The organism is Nocardiopsis coralli (assembly GCF_014892575.1).
GTDB classification, from domain to species: Bacteria; Actinomycetota; Actinomycetes; order Streptosporangiales; family Streptosporangiaceae; genus Nocardiopsis; species Nocardiopsis coralli.
In genome coordinates, this window is the sequence record NZ_JADBGI010000005.1 from 174,568 (window position 1) to 190,246 (window position 15,679).

The 15,679-nt window shown below is 70.5% G+C and carries 14 protein-coding genes and 1 tRNA gene; 8 read left to right on the top strand and 7 right to left on the bottom strand.

Features of this window, described 5'->3' with window-relative positions:
* Window positions 1–112 precede the first annotated feature (112 nt).
* From IDM40_RS07285 to IDM40_RS07305, 5 genes are all read right to left on the bottom strand, one after another.
* Window positions 113–1,117 (bottom strand): ABC transporter permease, encoded by a 1,005-nt coding sequence (locus IDM40_RS07285; RefSeq protein WP_193121153.1) that lies wholly within the window; start codon window positions 1,115–1,117, stop codon window positions 113–115.
* The gene (locus tag IDM40_RS07290; protein ID WP_328806959.1) at window positions 1,114–2,073 is read right to left on the bottom strand and encodes an ABC transporter permease; all 960 of its coding nucleotides are present in this window, start codon (window positions 2,071–2,073) and stop codon (window positions 1,114–1,116) included. The genes IDM40_RS07285 and IDM40_RS07290 overlap by 4 nt, the downstream gene beginning before the upstream one ends.
* Window positions 2,070–3,662 carry a sugar ABC transporter ATP-binding protein gene (locus tag IDM40_RS07295; RefSeq protein ID WP_193121154.1) on the bottom strand — a complete coding sequence of 531 codons (1,593 nt, stop codon included), beginning with the start codon at window positions 3,660–3,662 and terminating at the stop codon, window positions 2,070–2,072. Before IDM40_RS07295 ends, IDM40_RS07290 begins: the two co-directional genes overlap by 4 nt.
* Window positions 3,652–4,758: an ABC transporter substrate-binding protein gene (locus IDM40_RS07300; RefSeq protein WP_193121155.1), complete on the bottom strand. Its 1,107-nt coding sequence runs from the start codon at window positions 4,756–4,758 to the stop codon at window positions 3,652–3,654. Before IDM40_RS07300 ends, IDM40_RS07295 begins: the two co-directional genes overlap by 11 nt.
* A gap of 164 nt (window positions 4,759–4,922) precedes the next feature.
* On the bottom strand, window positions 4,923–7,172 hold the full coding sequence (locus IDM40_RS07305; RefSeq protein WP_235997399.1) for an AbfB domain-containing protein: 2,250 nt from the start codon (window positions 7,170–7,172) through the stop codon (window positions 4,923–4,925).
* 329 nt (window positions 7,173–7,501) lie between these two features.
* Here IDM40_RS07305 and IDM40_RS07310 point away from each other — a divergent pair, with 329 nt between their 5' ends.
* Window positions 7,502–8,518 (top strand): LacI family DNA-binding transcriptional regulator, encoded by a 1,017-nt coding sequence (locus tag IDM40_RS07310; RefSeq protein WP_193121157.1) that lies wholly within the window; start codon window positions 7,502–7,504, stop codon window positions 8,516–8,518.
* A 580-nt stretch (window positions 8,519–9,098) separates the two neighbouring features.
* Here IDM40_RS07310 and IDM40_RS07315 read toward each other — a convergent pair.
* Window positions 9,099–10,202, bottom strand: coding sequence for a M48 family metallopeptidase (locus tag IDM40_RS07315; protein ID WP_193121158.1), 1,104 nt, complete (start codon window positions 10,200–10,202; stop codon window positions 9,099–9,101).
* A gap of 279 nt (window positions 10,203–10,481) precedes the next feature.
* Between IDM40_RS07315 and nadD the strand changes: the two genes are divergently transcribed.
* From nadD to IDM40_RS07335, 4 genes are all read left to right on the top strand, one after another.
* Window positions 10,482–11,099 (top strand): nicotinate-nucleotide adenylyltransferase, encoded by a 618-nt coding sequence (gene nadD, locus IDM40_RS07320; RefSeq protein WP_328806966.1) that lies wholly within the window; start codon window positions 10,482–10,484, stop codon window positions 11,097–11,099.
* A 17-nt stretch (window positions 11,100–11,116) separates the two neighbouring features.
* Complete coding sequence (gene rsfS, locus IDM40_RS07325; protein ID WP_193121160.1) at window positions 11,117–11,518, top strand: ribosome silencing factor; 402 nt, start codon at window positions 11,117–11,119, stop codon at window positions 11,516–11,518.
* A 29-nt stretch (window positions 11,519–11,547) separates the two neighbouring features.
* Complete coding sequence (locus IDM40_RS07330; RefSeq protein ID WP_193121161.1) at window positions 11,548–12,171, top strand: histidine phosphatase family protein; 624 nt, start codon at window positions 11,548–11,550, stop codon at window positions 12,169–12,171.
* Window positions 12,172–12,325: 154 nt separating this feature from the next.
* A tRNA-Ala gene (locus tag IDM40_RS07335) sits at window positions 12,326–12,398 on the top strand.
* Between the two features lie 73 nt (window positions 12,399–12,471).
* On the opposite strand, the gene IDM40_RS07340 is transcribed toward IDM40_RS07335, so the two are convergent.
* Complete coding sequence (locus IDM40_RS07340; protein WP_193121162.1) at window positions 12,472–13,197, bottom strand: SDR family oxidoreductase; 726 nt, start codon at window positions 13,195–13,197, stop codon at window positions 12,472–12,474.
* Window positions 13,198–13,279: 82 nt separating this feature from the next.
* Between IDM40_RS07340 and IDM40_RS07345 the strand changes: the two genes are divergently transcribed.
* The 3 genes from IDM40_RS07345 (at window position 13,280) to map (ending at window position 15,663) form a co-directional block, all read left to right on the top strand.
* Complete coding sequence (locus tag IDM40_RS07345; RefSeq protein ID WP_328806960.1) at window positions 13,280–13,786, top strand: MerR family transcriptional regulator; 507 nt, start codon at window positions 13,280–13,282, stop codon at window positions 13,784–13,786.
* Window positions 13,787–13,892: 106 nt separating this feature from the next.
* The gene (locus IDM40_RS07350) at window positions 13,893–14,804 is read left to right on the top strand and encodes a zinc-binding dehydrogenase (RefSeq protein ID WP_407939940.1); all 912 of its coding nucleotides are present in this window, start codon (window positions 13,893–13,895) and stop codon (window positions 14,802–14,804) included.
* 91 nt (window positions 14,805–14,895) lie between these two features.
* Complete coding sequence (map, locus tag IDM40_RS07355) at window positions 14,896–15,663, top strand: type I methionyl aminopeptidase (RefSeq protein ID WP_193121164.1); 768 nt, start codon at window positions 14,896–14,898, stop codon at window positions 15,661–15,663.
* Window positions 15,664–15,679: the final 16 nt, after the last annotated feature.

Genomic DNA, 15,679 nt, shown 5'->3' on the forward strand with positions numbered 1-15,679 from the left:
CGACGGGCCCACCTACGTCCCGTGTCATGCGCGAGCGTCGGCGAGTGCGTGACACGGGACCGGTCCCTGCCCGACGCCACGCATACGTGAGGGTGCACGTTCTTCGTTGTGCTCACGCGCGGGGGCGGGACCGGCTCAGGCGGGACTGGGCCAGGACCACCACGATCAGGAAGACCCCGCTCACCACCTCCTGGAACGCCGAGGTCAGCCCGCTGATCGTATTGATGATGTTCTGGATCACCGCCAGCAGCATCACCCCCACGAACGACCCGCTCACGAACCCGTAACCGCCCGAGAGCAGCGTCCCGCCGATGACCACGGCGGAGATGGCCTGCAGCTCGATCCCGATCCCGAAGATCGTCACCCCCGAGCCCAACCAGAACGCGTTGAGCACCCCTGCCGCCCCGGCGCACAGCCCCGACACCGTGTACACCGCCGTCTTGGTGCGGGCGACCGGCACACCCATGAGCGCGGCCGAACGTTCGTCCCCGCCCACGGCGTACACGTTCTGCCCCCACCCGGTGCGCGACAGCGCGATCCCGCCGATCACGAACAGCACCAGCACCAACAGCAGCGGATACCCGATCACGCCGAACAACCGGCCGTGCACCAGCGACGTCAGCACCGCGCCGTCCGGAACCAGGTAGGTCGTGTTCCCCTCGTCCGACACCGACAGCATCAGCCCCCACGCCCCCAGCATCGTGGCCAGGGTCGTGATGAACGGCGCCAACCGGGCCCGCGCGATCAGCACCCCGTTGAGCAGCCCGATCGCCCCGCACACCGCCAGCGGCAGCGCGAGCGCGGCGAGGCTGCCGTACTGCGACGCCCACGCCGCCAGCACCCCGCCCAGCGCGAAGTTGGTGCCCACCGACAGGTCGATACCGCCGGTCACGATCACGAAGGTCATGCCCAGCGCCAGGATCGCCAGGAACGCCGACCCCACAGCGACGTGGTTGAGGTTCCCGGCCGTCAGGAACCCGTCCAGACCCACCCCGGCCGCCACCAGCACCACGGCCAGCACCAGGAGCGCCCCGTGCCGCTGCAGCAGCTCCCGCACCGGCACGCCCCTGGAGGACTCGGAACCGGGGCCCGGCACCCGCTCGGTCACCGTGCTCATGAACGCCCTCTCTCCCGGGCCACGTACACCGCGGCGATGATCACGGCCGTCTGCGCCATCTGCGTCCACGACGGCGGAAGGTTGTGTTTGATCAGCGTCGCCACCAACAACTGCATGAGGATCGCCCCGGCGACCGTCCCCGCCACACGCACCCGTCCGCCGGAGAGCGGGGTCCCGCCCACCACGACCGCGGTGATCGCAGACAGTTCGATGAGCAGGCCCACCGAGTTCGGGTCGCTGGCCTGCAACCGGGCGGTCGTCATCACCCCTGCGACCGCGGCCAGCGCTCCGCACAGCGTGTAGACCAGCAGCAGCGTGCGCCGCACCGGAAGACCGGAAAGCTCCGCCGCACGCCGGTTGCCGCCCACCGCGACCAGGCGCCGGCCGAACAGGGTCCGCCGCACCAGGAACAGCACCAGCGCCACCATCAGCGCGGCCACCCACACCACGTACGGCACCCCGGCGACGCTCCCGGAACCGAACTCGCGCAGCGCCGGGTTCCGGATCCCCTCCAACTGCGGGACCAGCACCAGCGCCAACCCGCGCCCGGCGATCATCATCGCCAGCGTCACGATGATCGCCTGCACCCCGGCCACCGCCACGATCGTCCCGTTGACCGCACCCGCGACCGCGCCCACCAGCAACGCGACCAGCACCGACACCAGCGGCCCGTACCCCAGGTACAGGGACACGAAGGCCGCCGACAACGCCATCACCGCGCCCACCGACAGGTCGATCCCCCCGGTGGCGATGACCAGCGCCATCCCGAGCGCCACCACCACGATCGGCGCGGCCTGCACCGCCTGCACCCGGAAGTTCTCCAGCGACACGAACCCGGGCGTGAACACGACGTTGAACAGCACGATCGCGGCCACACCCACGTACACGCCGTAGTCCTGCAACCACGACCGCGCCCGGTCCCGGTCCACCCGCGCCATCACCGACGCAGCACTCACCGCTCCACCTCCTCCTCCGGCGCCGCCCCGGCCCCGCCGTCCGACCGGTCCCGCACCACGGGCGAGGCCTCCCCGCGGGCGATCGCGTCGACCAGGGCGTCCTCGGTCACCGACGCCCCGGAGAGCTCACCGACCACCGCGCCGTCCTTGAGCACCACGACCCGGTCGGCGCCCTCCACCAGTTCCTCCAGGTCGGAGGAGATGAGCAGCACCCCAAGGCCGTCCTCGGCCAGCTCGTCCACCAGCCGCTGCACCTCTGCCTTGGCGCCCACGTCGATGCCGCGTGTGGGCTCGTCCAGCAACAGCACCGCCGGGTTCAGCGCCAGCCAGCGGGCCAGCAGGACCTTCTGCTGGTTTCCTCCGGACAGCTCCTCGACCTTCTGCGACGGCCCGGTCGCCTTGATGCGCAAGCGCTCCATGAACGTGGACACGACCCGGTCCACCCGCCGCTCCGAGACCAACCCGAACCTGCTGAGCCGGGGCATCGCGGCCAGGGCGATGTTCTCCCGCACCGAAAGGCCCGGCACGATGCCCTCGTGTTTGCGGTCCTCCGGCAGCAGGCTGATCCCGGCCCGGATCGCCGCGGCCGTCCCGCGACCGCGCACCGGCAGCCCGGCCACCGCGACCCGCCCCTCCTCCAGCGCCAGATCGCCGGCGACCGCTCGTGCCGTCTCGGTGCGGCCCGACCCGAGCAACCCGCCCAGGCCCACGACCTCACCCGGGCGGATGTCGAGCGAGACCCCGCGCAACCGGTGCCGGGCCGTCAACGCCTCCGCGGTCAGCGCCGGGGCGCCGCCGGCGACGTCGTGTGCTCCGGCGAAGGTCGTGGCGCCCTCCCGCGCGACCTCCGACATGTCCCGGCCCAGCATCAGCGCGATGAGCCGCAACCGCTCCAACCCCGCCAACGGACCCGAGTGCACCGCGTGCCCGTCGCGCAGCACCGTGACGTCGTCGCACACCTCGTACAGCTCGTCCAACCGGTGGCTCACGTAGACCACGGCGATCCCGCGCCCGCGCAGGCGCCCGATCACCTCGAAGAGCGTGTGGACCTCGCGCGGTTCCAACGACGAGGTCGGCTCGTCCATGATCACCACCCGCGCCCGCGCCGACACCGCCCGGGCCAGCGCGACCATCTGCCGCGCCCCCATCGACAGGTCGCCGAGCGGGCGCCGCACGTCCACGTGCACCCCGTACTCGCCCAGCGCCTCGGCCGCCTCCCGGTGCATGCGCGGGAAGTCGATGAGCCCGAACCACCGCGGCTCCCGGCCCAGGAACAGGTTGCGCGCCACGCTCAGCAGCGGCAGCAGGTCGACCTCCTGGTAGATCGTGGCCAGACCCGCCCGCTGCGCCTCCGCCGGGGTCGCGAAGCCGGCCGGGCGCCCGTCCAGCTCGAGCTCGCCCCCGTCCCGGCCGTGCACACCCGTGAGCACCTTGATCAGGGTCGACTTCCCCGCGCCGTTCTCACCGACCAGCGCGTGGACCCGGCCGGGGTGGAGGTCCAGGTCCACCCCGGCCAGGGCGCGTACCCCGGGGAAGCGCTTGACGAGCCCGCGGGCCCGCAGCACCGGCGTGCCCCGGTCAGTAGGCATGGGGCAGTTCCTCCTCGGCGTTGGAGGGGTCGTACGCGCGGTCGGTGATGATCAGCTCGGTCCCGACCTCCTCGCCGGCGCCGAAGCTCTCCGCCGCCTCGAAGGCCAGCGGACCGAACCGCGGGTTGGACTCCACGACACCGTGGATCCACCCGTCGACGATGTGCTGCACGGCCTCCTCGGTGCCGTCCACCGTCACGATGGAGACCTCGCCCGATTCCTTGCCCGCGCCGTTCAGCGCGGTCACCGCGCCGATGCCCATCTCGTCGTTCTGCGCGTAGATCCCGTCGATGTCGGGCTCGGACTGCACCAGCTGCTCGGTCACCGACTGCCCGCCCTCGCGGGTGAAGTCGCCGGACTGCTCGAAGACGATCTCGATCCCGGGCGCCTCCGCCTCGATGCGCTCCTGGAACCCCTCGGTGCGTTCGGTGGTGACGTTGTTGCCGGCCGCGCCCAGCAGCACCGCGACCTCGCCCTCGCCGTCGAGCGCGTCGATCATCTGGTCGGCCGCCCGGCGCCCCTGCTCGACGAAGTCCGAACCGATGAAGGTCACGAAGTCCTCGCAGGCGGTGCCGTTGATGGCGCGGTCCACGGTGATGATCGGGATGTCCTCGGCGGCGGCCTCGTCCAGCACCGGTTTCCAGCCGTCGGAGTTGAGCGGGGCGATGATCAGGACCTCGGCGCCCTGCGACATGAGGTCCTGCACGTCGTTGATCTGCTGGGCGAAGTCGGACTGGGCGTTGGAGGTGATCAGGTCCACGCCCCGCTCCTCCGCCTCGTCGACGATCGACTGCGTCTCGGTGATGCGGAACGGGTTGGACTCGGCCTCGGACTGGGAGAACCCGACCCGCACGTCGGTCAGGTCGAACCCCTCACCGCCGTACTCGTCGAGCGTGCAGGTCTCGTCGCCGGCCGCGGCCTCGTCCAGGACCTGCTCCTGGCCCTCGCCGCCGCCACCGCCTCCGTCGTCCTCCGAGGCGTCCTCCTCGGTGCGTGCGCAGGCCGTCACGGCCAACAGCACCGCGGCCGCCGCTGCCGCCGCGGCGAGGGCCGGGCGCGGGCGCCGCGGTTCCGTCTCCTGTGGATCGTGCTGCATGGGGGGTCCTCACGTCGTGCTCGGGGGGATGGGGACGGCGCCCGGAGCGCCGCAGCGGGGTGGGTCCGGGGCGGGCACCGCTCGGGCGCCCGCCCCGGATCGGGGGGAGGGCCGCCGGCCGCCGTGGCCGGCAGCCCCGGGTCACGGGGCGCGAAGGCCCCCGGTCAGGGCGCCCAAGGGTCCGCGGGCTCCCAGGTCACGTCGGGCAGGAAGCTCTCGGCGGTGTCGTGGTCGCCGTCCTCGCCGCCCATGCCGGCCATCCAGAGCTCGGAGTCGTGGTGGCGCAGGAACTTGTCGGGATAGTTGTAGGAGCGCAGGGAGACCCCGTCGCCCTCCTGGCCGGGGACCGCACACCAGGTGGCGTCCTCGGCGAAGGTGTCGGAACCGTCCTCCGACTCCAACGACACCCGCGACTCGTAGTGGCGCAGGTACTCGCCCGGGCGGTCCACCGACTCCAGCGAGTAACACTGGTCGTCGGCGAGCCCCGGCACGAACTGCCACGTCGCCTCGGACCTCAGCCCGTCGTCGCTGTCGCCGTCCACCGGAGCGGTCCCGCCCAGGCCGTCCTCGTGGGCCAGGAAACGATCCTCGTGTCCGGGGGTGGTGACCTGCAACGACAGGGGTTCCTCGGTGGGCAGGTCGACACTGCCGCCGACCGGTTCGCCCGCGAGGAGCTCGCGGTGCGCCTCCGAGAGCACGTCCGCGTCGGGCTTCAGGACCTGCCGGTCGTAGGTCCACATGCCGTTCAGCTCGTTCTCGACGTCGGTGATCTCGGTGTAGATCGCCGCCGACAGCCCGTGGGTGCGTTCGAGCCGCTGCACCCCGGCCATGAGGCCCACGTAGCGGTGGTTCAGCGAGTCGGTGTCCTCGAGCATCTCGTAACCGAACCCGTCGCCCGGGTTCCACTCGTGGCCGTCGACGCGCACCCCGTACCCGCCGAACTCGCCGAGCACCGAGATGCGGTCCTCCTCGGCCGGTTCCGGGTCGCCCGGACCCACGTAGATGTGGGAGTCGACCGCGTCGCCGTTGCCGGTGTCGTACCAACCCGAGGCGCCCGTGACCAGGCGGGAGGGGTCCGATTCCTTGACGTCGTCGGTGATACGGGCGCCGTCGTACTGGCCCCAGCCCTCGTTGAACGGGATCCAGTGGGTGATGGAGGGGAACGACCGGTGCTGGTCGACCATGTTGTGCAGCTCGGTCTCGAACTGCTCCTGGGCCTCGGGGGAGGGGCCGTCGGGCATGTTCGGCATGTCCTGCCAGACGATCAGCCCGAGCACGTCGGCCCAGTAGTACCAGCGGTCCGGCTCGACCTTCACGTGCTTGCGCACCGTGTTGTAGCCGAGGTCCTTGTGCGCCTCCAGGTCGAAGCGCAGGGCCTCGTCGGTGGGCGCGGTCGCGATGCCGTCCGGCCAGTAACCCTGGTCGAGCGTGCCGATCTGGAACACGTACTCGCCGTTGAGGAGCGGGCGCATGACCCCGTCGACCTCGCCGGTGTCGATCGACCGCATACCGGTGTACCCCGCGACCTCGTCGGCGGTCTCGCCGTCCTGCTCGAGCGTGACGTCGACGTCGTACAGGAACGGGTCGTCGGGCGACCACAGGTGCGGGTCGGGAACCGGGACCCGGATCGGCTCGCCCGGTGCGCCTTCCGCGCTCCCGGCCTCGCCGTCCTCGTCGCTGACCGACACGTGCGCGGTCGCGCCGTCACCGCCCTCGGCGTGCACGACGACCTCGACCTCCTCGTTCTCCACGTCGGGGGTGACGTCGAGGCGGGTGGCGTGGGTGTCGGCGACCGGCTCCATCCACACGGTCTGCCAGATGCCGGAATAGGGGGTGTAGAAGATGCCCTCGGGTTCGAGGCGCTGCTTGCCGACGGGCTGGCCGCCGGAGTCGGTGGGGTCGTACACGCCCACGACGATCTCGTTCTCGCCGTCGGTGAGGGCGTCGGTGATGTCGAACTCGAAGGAGTCGTAACCGCCGGTGTGGGAGCCGACCTCGGTGCCGTTCACCCAGACGGTGCTCTCCCAGTCGACCGCGCCGAAGTTGAGGCGCACACGCTGGTCGCCCCAGTCCTCGGGGACCTCGACCTCCTGGCGGTACCACATGCGTTCGTGGTGTTCCTGGACGTCGGAGAGCGCCGACTCCACGGGGTAGGGCACCAGGATCTCGTCGTCGAGCGGGGTGCCCAGCGGCGGGTCCTCGCCCTCCTCGGCCGGGGCCCACTCCCAGGTTCCGTTGAGGTTGAGCCAGTCGTCGCGCACCATCTGCGGGCGCGGGTACTCCGGCAGGGCGTTGTCGGGGCCGACCTCGTCGGTCCACGGGGTGGTCATGGGGGGTTCGGCCTCGGAAACGCCGGCGGGCTGCTCGGCGGAGGCGGGGGAGGTGGTCAGGACGGGGAGCAGGAGCGCTCCCATGAGAAGGGCGGCCAGGGGTCGGAGGTGGGATCGTCGCTTCGGGGGGACAGGTCGACTTCGCATGGTTCCTCCGTGTGGCAAGGGGAGATGCGGGGTGCCGACGCAATGGGGGTGCGACGGCGCCTCTTGCTCTTTACAACGTGGAAAACCTGACGTCACCACGATGAGAGCACGGCCCCGGGAAGCTGTCCAGACCCGTAACCGACTTCGGGGACCCGGACCATGGAGGGTGGTCCGGCGCCCGTCCGGGTCGCTGTGCCAGGTTGCGGGGGGTGTTCGAGGGCCGACCCCGTGATGTATAACGATGGAAAATGACAAGGAGGGCCCACGTGGCCATCAGCCTGAAGGACGTCGCACGGCAGGCGGGGGTCTCGGTCAAGACCGTCTCGAACGTCGTCAACGGCTACCGGCACGTCACCCCCGAGACCCGGCTCAAGGTGCAGCGGGTCATCGACGAACTCGGCTACCGCCCCAACCTCACAGCCCGCCACCTGCGCAAAGGACGCACGGGCATGATCGCCCTCGCCGTCCCCGAGCTCCACAACCCCTACTTCGCCGAGCTCGCCGACGCGGTCATCGAGTACGCCGCCGGCCTGGACTACATCGTGCTGCTCGACCACACCGGGGGACGGCGCGACCAGGAGGTGCTGTTCGCGCAGGGGTTCCGGGCGCGTGTCATCGACGGGCTCATCCTCAGCCCCATCGAGCTCGAGAACGAGGACCTGCTGGCGCGCGGGGGAGACGCGCCCCTGGTGCTGCTCGGGGAACGCGAGTACGACGCCCCCTACGACCACGTGGCCATCGACAACGTCGCGGCCGCCCGTACCGCCGCGTCCCACCTCGTCGACATCGGGCGCCGCCGGATCGCCTTCATCGGCGCGCGCCACGGACGCGCCCGCGCCACCGCCCACCTGCGGCTGCGCGGCTGGCGCGAGGTCATGACCGAGAACGGGCTGCCCACCGGCGAGGAGCTCGTCGCCGTCACCGACGGGTACACCCGCGAGGACGGCGCGCAGGCCGTGGCCCGCCTGCTGGACTCGGGGGCGCGGCCGGACGCGGTGTTCTGTTACAACGACCTGATCGCGGTCGGCGCCATGCGCACTCTCGCCGAACGCGGGCTGCGCGTGCCCGACGACGTCGCGGTGATCGGGTTCGACGACATCGAGGAGAGCCGGTACGGGGCGACCACCCTGACCACCATCGCCCCGCACAAGCGGGCAGTTGCCCGTGCCGCCACCGACGCGCTGCTCGAGCGCCTGGCGGGGGACCGGGAGATCGACCCGCGGCGGTTGCAGCCGGGCTTCGCGCTCGTCACGAGGGAGAGCACGGTCGGCCGGCCGTCATGACGGCCACCGGCAACGGTGCTCCGTGCCCATGCCAGTGCGCGTGCCCACCAGCAACGCCCCGTGTCGTGCGTGAGTGCAGGCGAGTGCGTGGGGACGGGGAGGTTCTTGCGCCCGGTGTGAAGCGTTCCTCGGGTCGGTGTGCGCGGGGACGGGGCGGGTTCTGGGTCGGGGCTTCCTCGCAGATGAGGGCCCCTTGTGGTCGGGCTTCAGGCGTTTCCGCTCCGCGTCGGGCACTCGCTGGCGCTCGCGCCCGATGTGGAGCGTCTTGGGGGTGCGGTTGCGCCCGGTGTGGAGCGTTACTTGGGGCGGTGCGCGAGGGGGCGGGGCTTGCCGGTAGGTGCATGTCTCCTGTGGTCGGGCTTCAGGTGTTCCCGCTTCGCTCTGAGCACTCGCCGGCGCTCGCGCTCAGAGCGAAGCGTTCCTTGGGTTGACGCTCGCACCCGACGCGGAGCGTTCCTTGGGCGGGTGCTCGGGCCCGACGCGGAGCGTCTTGGGGGTGCGGTTGCGCCCGGTGTGGCGCGTTCCTTGGGGCGGGTGCTCGGGCCCGACACGGAGCGTCTTGGGGCCGTGAACGTGGCGCTCAGGGGCGGTCGCTGCTGTTGCCCCCGCCGTTGTCCCCGGCGTCCCCGCCGTCGCTTCCGTTCTCGCCCCCGTTACCGGGGCGACCGCCACCGCGCCAGCGCTCGGCGACGGAGTCGAAGATGCGCCCGCCCGCACCGGCGGCACCGCCGGCCACGTCACGCACCACGCTCACCAGCGGGTCCTTGGTCCGGTTCCAGTCCTCGCGGTAGGAGTCCGCCGCACGGCCCGCCTCCTCGCTGACCCGGGACTCCGAGTCCTGGGTGCGGCGCGGGTACTCCCCGCCCAGGATCCGCTCGTACTCACCGCTCTCCAACCAGCGCTGCATCTCGGCCACGCGCACCACGGCGAACGGGTGGCTGGCCGGAACCGTCGACATCAGCTTCAGCACGCTGTCGACCGCGTCGCCGCCCGCCTCGTACTCGCGGGCCTGCTCCATGAACGCGTCCGGGTTCATCTCCGAGAGGTTCGAACCCCCGGCCAGCTTCATGAGCGCGCGCTTGGCGGCGTCCGGGTTCTGGCAGGCCAGCAGCCCCGCACGGTCGGCCGAGAGCTCCGACTTGCGGTGCCACTCCTTGAGCGCCACCAGGATCGCCTGGATCGCGAGCGCACCCAGTGGGATCCACATGATCTTCTGCGCGATCCACACCAGGAGCAGCAGGAGCGTGCGGTACACGGCGTGCCCGCTCAGGATGTGGCCGACCTCGTGGCCGATGACGAACCGCTTCTCCTCGGCGTCGAAGAGGTCGAACAGGCCCGTCGTCATCACGATGAACGGCTTCTTGCGCCCGATCGCCATCGCGTTCGGGGTGGGGTCCATCTTGACGTAGAGCTCGGGCACGTCGTCGAGGTCGAGCACGTACGCGGCGTCGCGCAGGTAGTCGTGCAGCTCCGGGAACTGGGTCGGGCCCACCCGCACCGCGTTGGCGAGGAACAACAGGCGCAGCTGTCGTTCGCTGACCCGGCCGAACAGGCTCTTGACCAGGACGTCGAAACCGCTCAGCGAACGCAGCGCGACCAGGGCGCCGCGGTCCGCGGGGTGCTCGTAGGCGCGGGGTGAGAGGTCGGGGAGACGGACGCGTACGCGGTCTGGTGAGTTGGCCATATCGGCATGCTATGCGCGTGCAACGGGCTTGACCATGGTTCCGGGGCAACGAGATATGACGTGTTCTCCCGGGGGTGCGGATCGGACGCAGTGGGCCGGGCGGGAAGACGATGCCGCCCGAGTCCGTTGAACCCCGTGAGGGCGGGAAGACGAGGGAGTGCCCGTTGCCGTCCGCGGGGCGTCGACTAGTCTCGGTTGGCCGAAACCGGCAACGGCCACGTCCACGGCGAAACGGAGCGCACAGTGGCGCACGCAGCGAAAGGCGGGTCCCAGGGAGGGATCTCCCCCGCACGGCGGGGCGGTGCTTCACCGACCAAGGTCGGCATCATGGGCGGGACCTTCGACCCGATCCACCACGGCCACCTCGTGGCCGCCAGTGAGGTCGCCCACCTGTACGGGCTCGACGAGGTCGTCTTCGTCCCCACCGGACAGCCCTGGCAGAAGGACCTCGACAAGGTCACCCCGTCCGAGGACCGCTACCTCATGACGGTCATCGCGACCGCGGAGAACCCCACGTTCCGGGTGGACCGCATCGAGATCGACCGCCAGGGGCCCACCTACACCCTCGACACCCTGCGCGAACTCCGGGCCTCCTACGGGCCCGACGTCGACCTGTACTTCATCACCGGGGCCGACGCGCTCGGTGCCATCCTGAGCTGGCACAACGTCGACGAACTCTTCCACCTCGCGCATTTCGTAGGCTGTAACCGGCCCGGTCACCACCTCAGCGACACCGGACTGCCCGAGGGCAAGGTCTCGCTCGTGGAGGTCCCCGCGCTCGCCATCTCCTCCAGCGAATGCCGCGAGCGCGTGCGCAAGGGCGAACCCATCTGGTACCTCGTGCCGGACGGGATCGTCCGCTACATCAACAAGACCGGGCTCTATCTCGAGAGCTGAAAGGCAGTAAGCAGAACGTGACAGCCACCGACAGGGCACTGGAGTTGGTCGAGGTCGCCGCCGAGGCCGCCTCCGACAAGCTCGCCCAGGAGATCGTCGCCTACGACGTCAGCGACCAGCTCATCATCACCGACGCCTTCGTGCTCTGCTCGGCGCCCAACGACCGCCAGGTGCGTTCGATCGTGGACGAGGTCGAGGAACAGCTGCGCGTGAAGTCCGGGGCCAAGCCGGTGCGCCGCGAGGGCGAGCGCGACGGGCGCTGGGTCCTGCTGGACTACGCCGACATCGTCGTGCACATCCAGCACGAGGAGGAGCGGGGTTACTACGGCCTCGAGCGCCTCTGGAAGGACTGCCCCGAGATCGACCTGCCCGAGAGCGCGCGCGGCACCGAGCGCACCCCTGAAGACGAAGACGCCTGATCCGCGGACCGGGAGAAGAGACACACCACGTGAGTGACACCCCTCGTGTGCTGTTCTGGCGGCACGGACGTACCTCCTGGAACGTGGAGAACCGTTTCCAGGGACAGACCGACATCGGGCTCGACCGGGTCGGGCACGCGCAGGCCGAGCGCGCCGCAGGCCTGCTCGCCACGCTCGGCCCGGACCTCGTCGTAGCCTCCGACCTCGAGCGCGCGGCCGACACCGCCGGCTACCTGGGCCGGGCCGCGGGCCTGGAGGTCGAGTTCGACAAGGGCCTGCGCGAACGCCACGGCGGTTCCTGGGAAGGCCTCACCGGGCCGGAACTCGCCCGCCGCTGGCCGGTCGAGCACGCACGCATGGACATCCCCGACGGGGAGGACGTCGGCGAGGTCGGCGACCGCATGCAGGCCGCGGTCGACCGGGCCCTCGCGCGCACGCCCGCCGGCGGGTTGCTGGTCGTCGTGAGCCACGGCGCGGCCCTGCGCATGGCCATCTCCCGGATGCTGGGCGTGCCCGACGAGCAGCGGGAGATCCTCGGCCCGCTCAGCAACTGCTGCTGGTCCGTGCTGGGGCGCCGGCGCGAGGACTGGCGGCTCCTGGAACACAACGCCGCGAGCCTGCCCGAACCGGTGGTGCTCAGCGACGACGCGTGACCGGGGTCCGTGCCTGATCCGGCGGCGGGTCGGAGCTTGCCCGGAGCTCCGATCGTGGGTTTGCGGCGCTCCGGTGCTCTCGTTTCGACGTCGGCGCCGGATTCCGCTAGAGTCTGAGGGGTCGGAACGGGCGCAGCCCACCGGCTCCCGACACGGGGCTATGGCGCAGTTGGTAGCGCGCCTCCATGGCATGGAGGAGGTCTGGGGTTCGAATCCCCATAGCTCCACATAGTTCGAGATTTTCGCAAGCTGCCCCGCCCGACGGCGGGGCAGTTTCTGTGTACGGGCCCTACGCGCCGCTCACCGGGTGCTGAGAACCTCGGTGATCTTGCTGTAGAACGGGGCCGGGTCTGCAGCCAGCGCTTCTTTCACCATCGCGGTCCAGTCGTCGACGATCACTTCGATCGATCCCTCGGACAGCCCGTCGAAGGACCGTCGCGGGACCTCCGCGGGGTCGATCTTGGGCCCGTCGTAGTCGGCCGTGATGTCGGTGTCGGCAGCTCCGAGGAAGACACCCTGGACCAGGGTGCCCTGGTCGGCGAGTTCGAGGCGCACCCCGTTGGTCATGTTCCATTCGGCGGCCTTCGCTGCCGCATAAGCTCCGGTGCCCGGCGCGGCGAACCACGACAGCGCCGACAGTACGTTGACGACCGCGCCGCCCCCGTTGGCTGCCAGGACCGGGCTGAACTCGCGGATGACATCGAGTGTGCCCCAGAAGTGGGTGTCCATCTCGCGGTGCACTTCGGTGAGGTCACCGGTCACCAGTGGTGTGCCGGTCGCGACGCCGGCGTTGTTGACCAAGAGCGTCACGTCCTGTGTGCCGGCCGCGGCGGTGACGACTGACCCGTGGTCGAGCAGGTCGAGCGCCAGCGGCACCACCCGGGGGTCGTCGAAGCCGAGGCTCTCGGTACGGCGCGCCGTGGCGTAGACCTTGCGCGCCCCGCGTTCGAGCAGTTCGAGGACGAACTGCCGGCCGATGCCGCGGTTGGCTCCGGTGACGAGGGCGACCTGACCGGTGACGTTCATATGTTGACTCCCCAGGTACGTCTTTCGTGTGGAGCGGGGCTGTGGCTGCCCCGCTCCGGCTAACCTAAAAGTTGACGTCGACGTGAAGGGCAAATCGGGCGTCCGTCACGCCATCACCCGAGGAGGGGCCGGATTGCGGATCGGCGAGGTCGCACGGCAAGCAGGCGTGAGCACCAGGGCGCTGCGCTATTACGAAGAGCAGGGCCTGCTCGCACCGGCACGAACACACAGTGGTCAGCGCACCTACCCCGATTCGGCCGTCGAGCGCGTTCGGCTGATCCAGAAACTCTTCACCGCCGGCCTGCCGAGCCGCACCATCGGGCAGCTCCTGCCTTCGATCGATGCCGGGCAGGCCTCGCCCGAGGTGTTCGACCTGATGACGGCCGAGCGTGACCGGATCACGAGCACGATGGCCGAACTCAGCGCTGCGCGCGATGAACTCGACCGCATGATCGAGATCGCGCACCATCCGACGCCCGAGCACTGCCCGGCCCTCCGCGAGCCCCCGTGGTCGGCCGACGGATCCGGCGGTGAGGAAGAACGCGAGACCGGCCGCGCCCTTCTCGGGTGGGATCAGCGCCGGCCGTGACAGAGGTCCGCAGTGGGAAGCGCGCCTTGACCGTGCCCCTGCGGCATCGTTTGCAATCGATGCAGCTACTCCACCAGCGCCGCTGACCCTGAGAGGGATCAAAAGTATGTTGGCATGGACGACATCGTCGACCGGGCCGGTTCTGCGCACTGTCCCTGACCCTGTCCCCGGGGAGGACGAGCTCCTGGTGCGCGTGGAGGCCTTCGCGCCGAACCCCGGTGACCTCGCAGCATTGCAAGCTGCCCCGGACGGAACGGTTCCGGGCTGGGACGGGGTCGGCACCGTCATCGAAGGTGCGGCGAATGGATCGGGTCCGAAAAAGGGAGAGCGAGCCGTCTTTCTCGGGATGGACGGGGGATGGGCTCAACAGCGCCGTGTCTCCACCGCGATGGTCGCGGCGGCCGATCATGACTTCTCATGGGACCACCTGGCGTCTCTTCCGGTCCCCGCCACCAGCGCCTTGCGTGCGCTCCGACGCCTCGGTTCCGTGCTCGGAAAGCGAGTGCTCGTTGTCGGAGCGGGCAGCGCGGTGGGCGTCGCAGCGGTGCAGTTGGCCGCACGTTCCGGCGCGCATGTCGTGGCCGTCGCGCGCAACGAGCGGCTTCACGAACGCCTTCGTTCCCTCGGCGCGCGTGAGACCCATGTAACCGTGGAGTCAGTGGGGGGCCCTGTGCACAATGCGATCGACATGGTCGGCGGAAAGGGGCTCGTCACCGCATACGGGCTTCTCGGTCCCGGAGGCACGGTCATCGCTCTGGGGCACGCGGCCGGAGAGCCCGAACATTTCCCGTTCGGCGCATTTGTCGCCGACCCGTCGACCGCCGACAGGTCCATCACGAGTTTCTTCCTGGGATCCGAGCCGGATCTTGATGCGGAACTCGAGTATCTGGGATCGCGGGCCGACCTCGATCTCGGCCCGACGGAGACCAAGCCCTGGACCGAGCTTGCGCGGTGGATCGAATCGGGCGCTCCCCGAGAGCAGGGCCGGGTCGTCTTCCGCGTGGAGCATCGGCGCTGACGGCACGGGCCCCGCTTGCGTTCGGCCGGTATTGTTATACGCTTCGCCCGGTACAGTAATACCGTTCCACCGGAGCAGGCCGAGGATCCCCATGATCGAGATGAAAAAACCAGAGGAGATCGACCGCATGGACGTGACCGGCACGTTCGTCGGCGAGGTCCTCACCGACCTGGGCGAGCTCGCGGACGTGGGCGTCAACCTGCTCGACCTCGAACACCGGGCGCGCGAACTCGTCCGCGAGCGCGGCGCGCAGTCCTGTTACTGGGACTACGCCCCGTCGTTCGGTGAAGGTCCGTTCCGCAACGTCATCTGCCTGTCCGTGAACGACGCGGTCCTGCACGGCAAACCCCGCGACCAGGCCCTCCAGGACGGCGACGTGCTGACGATGGACCTCGCGGTGGGCATCGACGGCTGGGTCGCCGACTCCGCGCGCACCGTCGTGGTCGGGACCCCGGCCGAGGAGGACCTGCGCCTGGTCCGCGCGACCCAGGAGGCCCTGGAGGCCGCGATCGACGTAATGCGCCCCGGCAAGCGCCTGGGCGACGTGTCCGCCGTGATCGGGGCGGTCGCCGCCGAGCACGGATACCCCGTCAACCTGGAGTACGGCGGGCACGGCCTCGGCCGCACCATGCACGAGCAACCCCACGTGCCCAACGACGGGCGGGCCGGGCGCGGGCTCGTGCTCCGCCCGGGCCTCACCCTCGCCCTGGAACCGTGGTTCGCCCGCACGACCGACCGTGTCGTGCACGACGCGGACGGCTGGACCCTGCGGTCCGCCGACGGGTCCAGGGCGGCGCACTCCGAACACACGGTGGCCGTCACCGAGGACGGCCCGCGCGTGCTCACCCGGCGCGCGTGAGGGGGACCGACAACGC